The organism is Idiomarina piscisalsi (assembly GCF_003987095.1).
Lineage (GTDB): Bacteria > Pseudomonadota > Gammaproteobacteria > Enterobacterales > Alteromonadaceae > Idiomarina > Idiomarina piscisalsi.
The window spans coordinates 68,434-82,887 of record NZ_PIQA01000012.1 but is presented as its reverse complement, the minus strand read 5'-3'; the positions used below and the strand labels follow the sequence as shown (position 1 = coordinate 82,887).

At 47.7% G+C, this 14,454-nt stretch carries 11 protein-coding genes; 7 read left to right on the top strand and 4 right to left on the bottom strand.

Annotation, left to right across the window (positions count from 1 at the left end):
• The first annotated feature begins 25 nt into the window (after positions 1-25).
• On the top strand, positions 26-1,324 hold the full coding sequence (locus CWI73_RS10570; protein WP_126752746.1) for a capsule assembly Wzi family protein: 1,299 nt from the start codon (positions 26-28) through the stop codon (positions 1,322-1,324).
• Here CWI73_RS10570 and CWI73_RS10565 read toward each other — a convergent pair.
• Genes CWI73_RS10565 through CWI73_RS10550 form a run of 4 tightly spaced genes read right to left on the bottom strand, consistent with a single transcriptional unit; the run spans position 1,321 to position 6,529 of the window.
• The gene (locus tag CWI73_RS10565; protein WP_126752745.1) at positions 1,321-1,860 is read right to left on the bottom strand and encodes a PqiC family protein; all 540 of its coding nucleotides are present in this window, start codon (positions 1,858-1,860) and stop codon (positions 1,321-1,323) included. The two genes, CWI73_RS10570 and CWI73_RS10565, sit on opposite strands and share 4 nt — an antisense overlap.
• Positions 1,850-3,493, bottom strand: coding sequence for an intermembrane transport protein PqiB (gene pqiB / locus CWI73_RS10560; RefSeq protein WP_126752744.1), 1,644 nt, complete (start codon positions 3,491-3,493; stop codon positions 1,850-1,852). The genes CWI73_RS10565 and pqiB overlap by 11 nt, the downstream gene beginning before the upstream one ends.
• Positions 3,490-4,743, bottom strand: a complete 1,254-nt coding sequence (locus CWI73_RS10555) for a PqiA/YebS family transporter subunit (protein WP_126752743.1) — start codon at positions 4,741-4,743, stop codon at positions 3,490-3,492. The genes pqiB and CWI73_RS10555 overlap by 4 nt, the downstream gene beginning before the upstream one ends.
• Complete coding sequence (locus CWI73_RS10550; protein ID WP_126752742.1) at positions 4,709-6,529, bottom strand: cation:proton antiporter; 1,821 nt, start codon at positions 6,527-6,529, stop codon at positions 4,709-4,711. Before CWI73_RS10550 ends, CWI73_RS10555 begins: the two co-directional genes overlap by 35 nt.
• A gap of 172 nt (positions 6,530-6,701) precedes the next feature.
• Here CWI73_RS10550 and CWI73_RS10545 point away from each other — a divergent pair, with 172 nt between their 5' ends.
• From CWI73_RS10545 to CWI73_RS10520, 6 genes are all read left to right on the top strand, one after another.
• Positions 6,702-7,727: a Fe(3+) ABC transporter substrate-binding protein gene (locus CWI73_RS10545; RefSeq protein WP_126752741.1), complete on the top strand. Its 1,026-nt coding sequence runs from the start codon at positions 6,702-6,704 to the stop codon at positions 7,725-7,727.
• 21 nt (positions 7,728-7,748) lie between these two features.
• Positions 7,749-9,377: an ABC transporter permease gene (locus CWI73_RS10540; RefSeq protein ID WP_126752740.1), complete on the top strand. Its 1,629-nt coding sequence runs from the start codon at positions 7,749-7,751 to the stop codon at positions 9,375-9,377.
• Entirely contained in the window at positions 9,378-10,436 is a 1,059-nt protein-coding gene (locus tag CWI73_RS10535; protein ID WP_126752739.1) for an ABC transporter ATP-binding protein, read from the top strand.
• Positions 10,437-10,448: 12 nt separating this feature from the next.
• Positions 10,449-11,390 carry a CorA family divalent cation transporter gene (locus CWI73_RS10530; RefSeq protein WP_126752738.1) on the top strand — a complete coding sequence of 314 codons (942 nt, stop codon included), beginning with the start codon at positions 10,449-10,451 and terminating at the stop codon, positions 11,388-11,390.
• Positions 11,391-11,486: 96 nt separating this feature from the next.
• Positions 11,487-13,367 carry an acetate--CoA ligase gene (locus tag CWI73_RS10525; RefSeq protein ID WP_275046256.1) on the top strand — a complete coding sequence of 627 codons (1,881 nt, stop codon included), beginning with the start codon at positions 11,487-11,489 and terminating at the stop codon, positions 13,365-13,367.
• A 43-nt stretch (positions 13,368-13,410) separates the two neighbouring features.
• Complete coding sequence (locus CWI73_RS10520; protein ID WP_126752736.1) at positions 13,411-14,385, top strand: calcium/sodium antiporter; 975 nt, start codon at positions 13,411-13,413, stop codon at positions 14,383-14,385.
• The last annotated feature ends 69 nt before the right edge of the window (positions 14,386-14,454 follow it).

The following is a 14,454-nucleotide window of genomic DNA, read 5'->3' as shown; positions in this document are numbered from 1 at the left end:
ATTCTAATAACTAAATTGTCTGTGAATGCGCTTCATAAAACACACATATTTAGCGGCAGCCTTGTGCGCCGCCGCTGCGTCACCCTCTTACGCTTCTGTCTGGATTGAAGCGAGCGATGTCGAGTTACGTAATAGTCTTATTGTACTTGCTGAGTCAGGTTTAATAGAAACACCTATTCAGCAGTACCCGGTAGCCTGGAAAAGCATTTTACCCCAACTCGATGCTCTAGACCCAAGTGAACTTTCAAATACTCAGAAGTTAGCACTTCAGCACGTTCGGCACAGTTTGTCACAAGCGCAAAGTGGTCCTAAAACACGTTGGTATATCGCGGCGACCGACTCTGAAAATGCGGTTTTAGACTACGGCGACGACACCTACGAAGAAGGCAAAATAAGCCTAAGCCGAACCATGCATGGTGAGCGCTGGGCAGCGCGTGTACAAGTCAATTATCGACAGGATCCTTTCGAAGGCGACCACAAAAAGACATTAGACGGTAGTTATTTTGCCTACAACCTGAATGACTGGAGTTTTAGTGTCGATGCATTACCACTGCGTTGGGGGCCGGCCGAGCACAGTAGCCTGCTCTTTTCTAATAATGCACGACCTATTCCAAAAGTTCGCGTTGACTATGCGCCTGACTATCCTCCGGCAGGCATGGCTCCGTTCAAAATCAGTTTATTTAGCGGTTACCAGGACGACGGCTACAGCCAGCATTATCAAATTCATGGCATTCGCTTTTCTAGCCAGTTTCTAAGTAAGCTTTGGTTCGGCATTAGCGCCATAGAACAGCAAGAAGATACTATCAGTAACCGAATGCTGACCGCTGACGCCAGAACCGGCTTTAACTGGGGCAAACACCAATTTTCCGGTTATGCTGAAATTGGTATCGACAAGCAACTAGAAAGTGATGATAAACCAGCTTACACCCTTGGTGGCCAGTGGATGATGGGCTCTGACAGCGTTCGTCATAGCGTTACGGTCGAATACAGTCAGTTAGACGGCGGCAATGAGCATGACTTTTATTCGACGAACAACGCAGGAAGGCAGTACTTTTTAAGTCACCAGCGGAACCCGGGCTCACCTTTTCCCAAAGGGAGTCAAACTGCGTCCTTTAGTTACCGTCAGTTTTCAAATGATGGTTCCGCCTGGACCGTGTTAGTCAGTCGCAGCAATAACGACGGATCCGACAGCACATCGCGCGCTTTAATTCGTCGTACACAGCCAGTTTGGGACAGTTTAGTCAGGTTATCGGTTCAATACCTTGACTCACCTATGATTGATCAGGACGTTGGCGTTCAACTCAGCTGGGAGTGGCGGTTTTAATCGCCACTCATCGAGTTAACAGACAAGCTAATGGTGTCCATACTGTGCAACCAGGCTTCATCTAACGCATTGACTAAAGCAGCGTAACCGTCGGCTTTTAATGGCACTTTTTCAGTAAATGCACCACTGACTGTATTGCCGCTGTTCTCCATCTCGTATTGCCAATGACCAGCAATGACCGCATGCGAATTATAACTCCCATAAAAATCTTCAATAGTGACAGTTAATAGTCCAGTGCAGTCATCGTTCAGCATTAGCCGCTGAATGCTGCGTTGCAACTGGTTCGACAAAGGCGTGCTCCAGCGGTGCTGTTTTGCCGTATGCCAACGCGTTTCATCCTGCTGAATTTGTATTCCCATTTTAGACGCCGCTTCACCTACGACAATGCTTCGCTGCGAAGCGGGGCAAACGGCGTCAACCGACTGGCTTAAATGCGGTAAACGATACTGCGTAATATTGTAACTTTGGCTAGAACAGCCCGCTAAAAACAATGCCGCTAAGCTTACCGAGCCGGCTAATACGTTTTTAATTTTCATAGGCTTTTGGCTCCGGATCTGGTGTCACTGATGGGCTAAAAATCAGTGAGTTAGGTTGCTGCTGAAGCTGCTCAATAACTGGCTGTAAATCTCTTGAGAGCTTTTCAACTTCATTTAAGGTCTGGTTTAACTGCCGACGCGTTGGAGAATCGTCACTTAAGCTACCGGTTAGCTCTTGTAACTGTTGTAAGTTTTGCTTCAACAATTTTGGAAGCTGGTTTATTTCTGGTTGCTCAAGCACTTGCGCCAGCGATTTTGAAATACCATCTAAGGTGTTAGCCGTATCATCAACCGACTGCATCGCTTGTGAAAAATCCGACAAGCTATTCTCTAGCGGCAGTTTATTAAACTTATCCATCAGCTGCGTTAGCTTTTCCTCCAGGCGTGTGAAATCACTGGCCATCGCCGGCATAACCGGGTAGCCGGCAAACTTCTGGTCACCCTCAACCGGCTCTGCATCAGAGTAAAAACTGACATCGACAAACAGTGTATTTGTCAGCAAGTTTGATGCCCGTATATTAGCTCGCAGGCCCTGCTCAAACAGCTCCGGTAAACGCTTTTCCCAACTATTAATATTGGTGTCAGCCACTAACCCCCGTAAACGCTCGGGTTCAAAACGAATTAGAATAGGAATGCGTTTCAGAGGTGCCTCATCATTTTCATCCGGGAACCAGCGCAACGGCACCTCTCTAACCGTGCCGACACGCACACCTTTAAACTGCACAGGAGCTCCTTTCTCAAGTCCTGCTATGGACTCGTCGAGCAACACCACATAATCAATGCCATGAATAAAGCCTTGTTGCTTAGCTTCTTCTAAACTGTTAAACAGCTCAAAGCTTGTTGACTGTTGGAGTTTATCGCCCCGCGGCTGGCCTTCCGGTACTCCAAAAGTAATGGCAGCGCCCAGCAATGAGTCTATTGAGCCAAGCGCGAGATCAATGCCTTGAGAGTTCCACTGAACGGATACGCCGCGTTGTAACCAGAAACGTGTGTTTTCTGTGAGCAATTCATCATAAGGGGCTTTCACGAAAACTTGATAGCGACTTTCACGCTTATCCACCAAAAACTCCGTTTGCTCAACTTGACCCACCGTGAAGCCTTGATATTGAACGGAGTCTCCGACAGCCACTTGGGTTTGGCCGTCACTCACTAGCGTCAGCCGCTTGCCCGGCGTTTCCTGAGGTGTCACCGGCGGGTTTTCGAGCGCGGTAAAATGTGATTGAAAATCGCCACTATCACCCGGTTGTAATTGAATATAAGCACCTGACAGCAAGGTGCCCAGGCCACTAACGCCACGACGCCCAATTCTGGGTTTCACAACCCATACTTCAGTGTCGCTGTTCAGCATGCGATCAGTGCTCTCGTTCATTGACACTTCAATAACCGCTTCTTTAAAATCGTCCGACAGGCGTACCTCCGTGACTTTCCCCACATCAACATTGCGTACTTTTATCCGTGTTTTTCCCGGTTCTATGCCCTCTGCATCTGACACCGATATAGTAATTGTCGGGCCAGCGCCACTGGTGTCCTGCCAAACCATCCAGCCTGCAACAAAAAATGCGACGATAGGCACTATCCATACCGGCGACAGTACTTTTAAACGGCTGACTTTCGCGACATCGGATTCTGTCATTTCTCTGCCTCACGCCAAAATAAACGAGTATCAAAGCTCATTGCCGCTAACATGGTCAATACCACAGCAGCACCAAAGGCGATAGCCGCAGCGCCTGGATAAACTGACATTACGGTACCGCTTCTTACTAACGCAACCAAAATAGCCACAACAAAAATATCTATCATCGACCAACGGCCAATCCAGTCAGTTACTTTATACAGAATCAACCTATGATTGACTGCTTGCGGCGTTTGCCAACGTGCCAACGCCATTAATCCCAACAAAGCGAGTATCTTAGCAACAGGAATAACTAAACTGGCAATAAATACAATAGCAGCAATAGGCCCATCGCCAGAGTGCCATAGCTCGATAACACCTCCAATAATCGTCGATGGCTGGGCGTCACCAAAATGCACCGTTTCCATTATCGGTAGCCAATGGGCCGGAATCAGTAAAAGCGTTGCTGCGAGAATTAATGCCAACGTTGCTTGTGGAGAGCGCCACCAGTGTCGGTCAATATCGTCCCCGCAACACGGACAGTCTGACACGCCAAAAGACACTAACCGGTGACACACTTCACACACCTTATAACCTTGTTCGCGTGCGGTTATTCCAGCTTTTGCATTGTTGAGCGTTTTTGTTTGCTTCCCAACGACCGACCATAAGTTCATCGTATTCACTAAGTAATAGGTCACCAATAAAAACGCAACAAACCCGCAAAATAGCCAAAAGCCCAGCTTTAATTGAACATTAGCAAGGCCAGAAATTTTTATCAGCGAAATCAGCGTCCCCAACAAAAACACATCGACCATAAGCCAGGGTTTAACGTGCGAACTTAATCGCAGACAATAACGAGCTATCGCTGAAGCTCTTGCTTTTAAGGCGACAAACACAGCGATAAGACTGAACAAATACAGTAAGGGATACAAAATAACGGTCAGTAAAACAATGACAGCCAATAACTTTTCATGGAAGTACGATAGTTGCCAGGCGGCATCCAGAAGCGTCATTGACTGAGTCAGTCCAGAGCTGTCGTATTGAATAAAGTCCAGAGTTAACGCGAAAATAAGTAAGACAATAGCGGTAACAGAATAAGCCAGTAACTTGTCTGCTCGGTACTCTGATTTGCCAAGCAGCCTGTAACCACACCTTGGACACTCCGCTTTTTGACCTAATTCAACAGCCCCGACGCGGCAAATTAAGTCGCATCGGGGGCAGCCTAAAATATCAGGCTCAGTTGGCGTTAGGTTTCTCACTTTCTGACTCATCGCTTTCCGTAGAGATCATCGCTATAACCGTCCAGCCTGGTTGCGGTATTAACTCACGCTCAGTCGTGAAAATATGCAATTTCTCTGCTTCATCAATTGCAAACATTGGCAGTGCTCGTGTGCCGTATTTTTGCTGATAATCCGCAAAGCTGAAGCTGTCAGTAATAGGTGTCGACTTAATTTTAGCCCCCTGAAAGTGAAGGCTCGCTAACTTCGAGTAAGTCACACTTTCACCGAATAAGTTCAGCGTCTTACGGTAGCTTTCCGTCAGCTGGTGACTTGCCCGATAGTCCTGCTCACCGCCATTTAGCCCATGCACTTTTCTGGAACCAAACCAGTCCTGATAATACATCGAAACTAGCGGGTTTAACTGTTTATAGGGCGACATCACCAGCAAGCGGCCAAGGCCTGTTAAATCGATATTATTGGACGCATGCTCAGAGGCTGGGTTTCCGAAATATACCGGCAGGTTATCCATACGCGCCAGCTTAATATTTTCCCAGTTGGTATCAGCAAGGCGCACATTCACGCCACTTTCCTGCAAGGCTTTACCGACGGCCCGCGTCATTTGGTTAGCCCCGAAGATCAAGAAGCCTTTTGCCGCCGGCTCCAGAAGCCCTAACATTCTCGCAAGCGGTTTAGCCGTTAAGCTCTGCAGAACCACCGTAGTCATAATAACCACAAAGACCAACGGTACGATGGCCGCAGCCTCTTCCCAACCGGACTCTTCCATTTTTAATGCGAATAACGCTGAAACCGCGGCCGCAACAATACCGCGCGGAGCAATCCAGGACAGTAATAACTTATCTTTAAACCTAAGCTCTGTACCTATAGCAGACAGCCAAACCGCTAAAGGGCGCACGGCGAACAAGATAATTGCGATAAGAATGACTGCCGGCATACCCAGAGCATCGAATTCAGCAAAGTCGAGACGAGCAGCCAGAATAATAAAGAGCGCAGAAATAAGGAGTACACTCAGTGTTTCTTTGAACTCCAATATTTCTTCCATGTTCAGGTTGCGGGTATTTGCCATAACCATGCCCATGACAGTCACCGTTAACAAACCTGATTCATGCTGAATAGCGTTCGACAACGCAAATACACCCAACACTATGGTTAAAGTCGCAACGTTTTGCAGATAATGCGGAAACCAGCCACGACCTAAAGCCAGCCCAAGTAAACGCGCGGCCCCCCAACCTAAAGCAAAGCCAATAGCTACCGTTGTGGCAAACGCTTGCAGTGCATGTAAAAACGCAACGTCCTGACTGGCAATAATGAATTCATAAACCAGAACTGCGAGCAATGCGCCCAATGGGTCAATAATAATGCCTTCCCAGCGGAGAATGTTCGCAAGCTTATTTATAGGGCGAATGGAACGTATCATTGGTTGAATAACAGTAGGCCCTGTCACAACAACCAACGCTCCAAACAACGCGGATATTTCCCAGCCGTACCCCATTATAAAATGGGTAAGAACGGCAATAACCAAAAAGGTCACTAACATACCAACGCTGACCAGATTGGTCACCATTCGTCCGTGCCCTCTTATTTCCTCAAACTTTAGCGTTAGACTGCCTTCAAACAGAATGACAGCAACGGCTAAGGACACAAAAGGAAACAACAAATCATCGAATAACGCATCAGGGTCTAGCAACCCTAATGTTGGCCCAAGTACCAAGCCGCAGATAAGCAGCGGCAATATGGCTGGCAGTTTAATTCGCCAAGCCAACCATTGGCAGCTAATGGACAGCACACCAATTAACGCTAACAATGATAATTCCGACATAGATTCTCCGCATATAGACAGTCGTTTTTAGAATAGCAGAAGCTAAGTTATTGACTACCCGCAAATTGAAAATTTGGATGACACATTTCAAATGAGAATGGCTATCATTATTCATCTGTTCTGATATAATCGAGCGAAATTCATCGAACGTTCGTATAGAGGTCAAAAGGATATGCGCAAGTTAAATCGCTTACTCACGGTTATTGCTGCGACTTCTGCGACACTGGTGTCATTCACTAGCGCCGCTGCTGAAGTCAACATTTACTCAGCACGTAAAGAAGCCCTAATCAAACCTGTTTTAGAGCAATTCACGGAGAAAACCGGTATTGAAGTCAACCTTTTAACGGGTAAAGCCGATGCGTTATTGGCTCGTTTAGGCTCAGAAGGCGAAAACACCCCCGCTGACTTATTCTTAACCGTTGATGCTGGTGCGTTATACCGTGCCGTTGAAGCGGATGCATTCCAGCCTTTAAACTCAAAACTAGTTGAGTCTGCGGTACCGGAACACTTTCGCTCAAAAGACAACCTTTGGTTTGGTCTAAGCTTACGCGCTCGCCCTATTTTTTACTCACCAGATCGAGTAGACCCAGAACAACTTGAATCTTATTTAAGCCTTGCCGAAGAGCAGTGGAACGACCGTATTTGTATCCGCTCTTCAAACAACCTATATAACCAGTCACTTGTTGCCGCACTCATTGAACATCATGGTGAAGAGAAAACACAAACATGGGCTGAAGACTTTGTTTCAAACTTTGCTCGTAAACCGGTAGGCGGCGACAGAGACCAAATTAAAGGTGTGGCTTACGGCGTTTGTGACGTCGCTATTGCAAACACTTACTACTTTGGCCACATGCTGAACTCAGACGACGCGGACGAGCGCGAAGCTGCGCAGAAAGTGAAAATTTTCTGGCCTGCTCAAGATGCTCAGGGCACTCACGTTAATGTGTCTGGTATCGGTATTACCAAGCACGCCAAAAATATTGACGAAGCTCAAAAACTTATCGAGTTTTTAGTCTCTGAGGAATCTCAGAAATGGTATGCTCAAGCCAATTACGAATACCCCGTACGAGACGGTGTTGAGTGGAGTGAAACACTTCAACAGTGGGGTGAGTTCAAGCAGGACGACATTTCAATGGACGTTCTGGGTGAGAACAACGGTGAGGCCGTACGTTTAATGAACCGTGCCGGCTGGCGTTAATTTAAACATGGAGTGTACTGCATGAGCCGTGGCACGCTGTTACTTTTTGCCGTGGCGGTATTAATAGGGCTGCCACTTATTGTGGTGGCCCTATCCTTATTAAACCCGCAATGGGACATCCTTGCTCATCTCTGGCAAACGGTTATTCCTGAATACATTAACCACTCTCTTATTTTACTGGTTTGCGTTGGTCTGGGCGTTACTGTGTTGGGTGTCAGTACCGCCTGGTGCATCAGTCAGTACGACTTTCCCGGTTGGCGATATTTAAGCTGGGGCTTGCTGTTGCCACTGGCCATGCCCGCTTACATAACCGCCTACACCTACACTGGCTTGCTTGACTATGCTGGACCTGTGCAGCAACTCATTCGCGATCTATTCAACGTATCCATTGGCGATTACTGGTTCCCGAATATTCGTAGTTTGGGCGGTGCCGTATTTGTTTTGTGTGTCGTTTTATACCCTTATGTTTATTTAATTACCCGTGCAGCCTTTATGCAGCAGTCGACGGCGGCTTTTGAAAGCGCACGAACGCTGGGGGCGGGCTCACTAAAAAGCTTCTGGCGAGTTGCAATGCCATTAGCCCGCCCTGCCATTGCCACCGGCGTCACATTGGCATTAATGGAAACACTGGCCGACTACGGCACCATGGAATACTTCGGTGTTACTGTTTTTACCACCGGTATTTTCAGGACCTGGTATGGCATTGGCGACGCCCAGGGTGCATTGCAGTTATCTGCCCTGCTACTGATATTCGTCATTGTATTAATCATGGTTGAGCGCTATTCGCGCCGCAGAGCCCGCTTTTACCAACAGCGCTCGTCAAACCGCACACCACAACGACGTCCACTAAAAGGCTGGCGGGCAGGACTGGCTTCCTTTACCTGTTGGTTACCTGTTGTTTTAGGCTTTCTCATTCCTGCCTCGCAACTGCTTTGGTGGTCAGTAGAAAAATCCGATGTATGGCTCGAATCTTCCTTCTGGGTGTTAACCGGCAATACGCTATGGTTAGGCCTATTAGCCGCATGCATTACCGTTTTACTGGCGTTGTGGTTGGCCTATGGTCGCCGTCGCCACCCAACTCGCCCTTTACGCGCCGCTATTACGCTGGCAGGAATGGGCTACGCTATTCCGGGGATTGTTATTGCGGTTGGTCTGCTGTCGCCGCTGGCCTGGTTCGATCATCAACTTATAGCAGCCAGCAAGTGGCTCTTTGGTATGAACCCAGGACTGATATTTTCAGGGACAGTCATTGCTCTGCTATTCGCCTATAGCGTTCGTTTCCTGTCGGTATCGCTACAAACGGTAAGCTCAGGGCTTGAGCAGATTACTCCGCAAATGGACGACAGCGCCCGCACCCTGGGGGCAAGTGGCCGCCGTATTTTATGGAAAGTGCATTTGCCTCTGTTAAAAAGCCCACTACTGGCTGCGTTAATCTTAGTCCTGGTCGATGTCATGAAAGAGCTGCCGGCAACATTAGTGTTACGGCCTTTTGATTTCAACACGCTGGCCGTTCGCGCATTTGAAATGGCTTCTGACGAGCGCCTAGCCGACGCAGGCCCACCTGCATTAATGATAGTTGCGGTTGGGCTTATTCCAGTTATGATGCTGTCCCGGGCGCTACGTAATAAATCCATTAAAACAGGAGATTAAATGAGTACTTTACTGAATCTCGAATCGGTCAGTATCGAGCTTTCTGGCAACCGCATTGTTGATCAGCTCAGTTTATCTCTTGCGCCCGGCGATATTGGCTGCCTACTAGGTCCTAGTGGTTGTGGGAAAACCACGTTGCTGCGTGCCATTGCCGGCTTTAATCCTGTGTCGTCCGGAAAAATATCACTGCACGACAAAGTCGTTTCCAGCAGTTCAATGCAATTAGCGACAGAAAAGCGGAATATCGGCATGATGTTTCAAGACTTTTCACTGTTTCCTCACTTAACCGTTGAGCAAAATATTCGCTTTGGCATTGAAGACTGGAGCCAGTCGGAGCAAGAGCAACGCGTTAAAGAGTTGCTCCTGCGTATCGATCTTAACGGTTACCAGAAGCGTTATCCTCATGAACTTTCAGGTGGACAGCAACAACGTATCGCTCTGGCCAGAGCATTAGCACCACGGCCTCAATTAATGCTTCTGGACGAACCATTTTCCAGCCTGGACGCCGAATTACGTGAAATTCTGGCGCACGACGTTCGTCACTTATTAAAAGAAGAGAACATAACGGCACTGTTAGTCACTCATGATCAACAAGAAGCCTTTGCTATGGCTGATAAAGCCGGCGTTATGTACTCAGGTCAACTCTTACAGTGGGAAACACCGTATGAGTTATATCACGAACCTACACACGAGCTGGTTGCTGACTTTATTGGCCGCGGTGTTTTACTGCAAGGCGAAGTGAAAGAGCATAAGCTGCACAGCGCTTTTGGTGTTATCGAGCACGACGACATTAAAAACCACCCTAATATGCAAGTGAACTTCTTAGTTCGTCCGGACGATATTGTTCTGAATAAAGACAGTGCTATGAAAGCTATTGTCGTTGGTAAAGGTTTTCGTGGCTCGCACTACCTTTATACACTCGAGCTGTCAGATACAAGTCGTGTGCTTGCCGTAGGTCCTTCACACCAACCTCTCAAAGATGGCGCAACCGTAGGAATAGACGTAGACTTTGACCATTTAGTGGTTTTTGACGCATCATTGTGTGAGTTACCCGACTAAAACGAGGTTCAAATGGACTTTCTTATTGATAGCTGGGACTTTTCAACAAGTCCCGCCAAAGCCTGCGCATCGCCACAGACTCATCAGCCGAATTGCTGGTTTCATTTTCAACGAGACGCTGAAGGGCTTAGTGATTGGCTTACTCAGGCCGGTATTCCGGAGCCTCTCATTGACGCTGTACTGGAAGAAGACACCCGCCCTCGTTTTCAGCGCTTACCCGATGGCTTTATTCTGCTACTACGCGGAGTTAATCTGGCTAGCGGCGAGCAGCCAGAAGATATGCTGAGCCTACGCCTGCTCTATTACAAAGGCGCGCTCTATACCTTTAGAAAGCGCCCATTCAATGCCATTGCGCATTTGCGCGATCAGCTTAAACATCAATCCGGCCCGGATTCTTTACACGACTTTATTGTCAGCCTTATTGAGCAAATTAATCTAAAAGTCGAAGACGTTGTGTCAAATGCTGAAGACGCTATTGAGAAAATTGAAGGGCAAGGTTTCGACGACACTGCGTCTTTGCAACTTCAGTTAACGTCGCTGCACCGTCGTTTGTTGCGTTTAAACCGTTTCATACGCCCGCAATTAGCAGCGTTAGAAAAGCTCACTACGGAAGCCGAACGCATTATGCCAGGTGAGCTGCATCAGTGGCTTATTAATGAGCGCGATACTACCCAACGACTGTTCGAACAAATTGACTTAATGCTTGAACAGATTTGGATGCAGCGTGAGCAAATACAGCAAGCCATAGCCGAAAAAATGAATCGAAACACGTACTGGCTGTCAGTTATTGCCGGTGTTTTCCTACCGTTAAGTTTCCTGACGGGGGTTTTCGGCATCAATATTGGCGGTATGCCTGGAGTGGAAAGTGAGGATGCTTTCCTCATTTTTTGTGTCGCCCTGATTGTCATTGCCGTTGTCGAGTTCTTACTGCTGCGAAGGCTCCGATTTTGGTAAAAATCTGTAAAAGTCACCTTAGTTAGACCTAAGTCGAATGGGAAATTGCGGGTAACAGAATAAGCTTGAAAGCATCAGTATTTAAGAAGTAAGGACATTGCTATGCAAGCTTATAAGAAGCTTTATTCTGAAGCCCAGCAAGACCCGGAAGGATTCTGGCTTGAACAGGCCAGTCGCCTAGACTGGTTTACCCCACCCAAAACCGCAGCCAATGTTCGCAAAAACGGCATGGCTGACTGGTTTCCAGACGGCAAAGTAAATGTCAGTCATTTAGCGTTAGACGCACAAATTAATGCAGGTCGTGGTGACCAGGTAGCACTGTATTACGACTCTCCCGTTACCAATACACAAAACCATTACACCTATAGCCAGCTTAGGGAAGAAGTGGCGGCTTTTGCCGGCGCCTTAAAGGCTCAGGGGGTCAACGTTGGTGACCGGGTGGTTATCTATTTGCCAATGATTCCACAAGCTGCCATTGCCATGCTGGCCTGTGCCCGCATTGGCGCTATTCACTCTGTTGTGTTTGGCGGCTTTGCTGCGCATGAGTTGGCGGTTCGAATCGACGATGCTAAACCCAAGGCTATTGTCACCGCTTCTTGCGGTGTCGAGGTTAACAAAGTTCTTGAGTACAAGCCCATTGTCGATAGAGCCATAGAGGAAGCAACACACAAGCCCAGCTCAGTCATTGTTTACCAAAGACCGGAATGCACCGCCGAGCTAAACAATGAGGGGGATATCGACTGGAAAGATGCCGTCGAAAAAGCCGCACCCGCAGAGCCAGTTGCCTTACCTTCAACACACCCGCTGTATATTCTCTACACCTCAGGAACCACCGGTAAGCCGAAAGGGGTGGTACGCGACCACGGCGGTTACGCAACCGCTTTAAATTTCTCAATGAGCTATGTGTATGGCTTAAACCCCGGAGACACCTTCTTTACCGCTTCAGATGTCGGTTGGGTTGTCGGGCACTCGTACATTGTCTACGGTCCATTAATTTTTGGGTGCAGCACAGTGCTGTATGAAGGCAAGCCCGTTAATACGCCAGACGCGGGAGCTTTTTGGCGAATTATCGAGCAGTACAAAGCCAAAGCGGTATTCTCAGCACCAACCGCGTTTCGGGCAATAAAAAAAGAAGACCCCGACGGCAAGTTTTTGGAAAAGTACGATATTAGCTCATTAGAACGAATTTATATGGCCGGCGAGCGCCTTGACCCGGCCACCTATGAGTGGACCACAGAGTTGACCGACAAACCGGTTTACGATCACTGGTGGCAAACAGAAAGCGGCTGGCCAATGTGCGCCAACCCGGTCGGCATTGAGTCGGCTAAAGTTAAACCCGGCTCATCGACATTTCCTGTCCCCGGCTATGAAATATCGGTACTTGATCCTCTGGGCAAGTCGGTCGACAACAGCGAAGAAGGTGCCATTTGTGTCAGGTTACCCCTACCCCCTGGTTGCCTGACAACCGTTTGGGAAGACGAGGAACGTTTGCACAACAGTTACCTGAAAGCCTTCCCGGGGTACTACTGCAGCGGCGACGGTGGCTACATCGACAAAGACGGCTATGTCTTCATTATGGGACGTACGGATGATGTTATTAATGTCGCCGGTCACCGACTTTCAACAGGCGAAATGGAAGAAATACTGGCCAGTCATGCCGCAGTGGCCGAATGCGCTGTTGTTGGACAACCGGACGATCTTAAAGGTGAGCTACCGGTCGGTTTTGTCATACTGAAAAACGCTGTCGATATTACTCAAGAGCAATTGCAGGACGAGCTCATACAGCTCGTTCGCAATAAAATTGGCGCTATTGCCTGTCTGAAAACCTTACACATTGTGCCGCGTTTACCCAAAACACGCTCAGGCAAAATTTTGCGCCGGATTATTCGACAGCTAGTACAAGGCAATGAGGTGTCCGTACCATCAACTATTGATGACCCAACAAGTATTGATGCTTTAAAACAAACACTGAGTTAAACTAGCGCCCATTGTTTATTCAGTGGATAAAGCGTGAGTTTTTATGGTGTTATCAATAGTTGCAGTTATTATTGGTTTGGCGGTTCTGGTTTGGAGTGCTGACAAGTTCGTTGAAGGAGCCGCTGCTGTTGCTCGTCATTTAGGCATGGCTCCGTTAGTTATCGGAATGGTGATTATTGGATTTGGCACTTCGGCTCCGGAAATGGTTGTCTCGGCCATTGCATCTATTGATGGCAACCCTGCTCTAGCATTGGGTAACGCCTATGGCTCTAACATAACCAATATCGCTTTAGTCCTGGGCATCACCGCTGTATTAGCGCCTATTGCCGTGAAATCAGTGGTTATTCGTCGTGAAATGCCAGTACTTATTGGTATCACGCTCCTCAGCGCTATTTTCTTACTGGATTACGAAATTACCCATCTCGAAGCGGCTATTCTTCTATTGGTTTTCTTTGCTTATATGGGTTGGTCCGTCTGGGTTGGTTCGAAAAGCGGTGACGACGCGCTCGCTGCTGAGTACACTCAAGAGCTCGACGCACACCCGCTCCCCATGAAGCCCGCTATTATTTGGTTAATTGTTGGCTTATTGCTGCTTATTGTCAGCTCAAGAGCACTGGTTTGGGGAGCAGTTAATATTGCAACGGCATTAGGTGTCAGTGACCTTGTTATTGGCTTGACCGTCGTTGCCATTGGCACTTCTTTACCAGAACTGGCTTCCGCTATTGCAGCAACACGCAAAAATGAACATGACCTGGCATTAGGGAATGTGATTGGCTCAAATATGTTTAATACCTTGGCTGTAGTGGGTATTGCCGGCGCGATAAAGCCAATTTCTTTGGAGCCATTAGTACTAAGCCGTGACTGGGTTGCCATGGCAATTCTGACATTACTATTAATGGGCTTTGGTATACGTAAAGCTCGCCAGGGGCGTATTAACCGTGTTCATGGCGCTATTTTTATCGCTTTATACATTGCTTACACCCTCTACCTGCTTAAAACTGGTTTTATTAACCCTTAGTAAGTACGGTAAGTACCACTCAAAAGCTATTGCAAATAGTTCGCATTTAAAATAGACTATCACTAACTC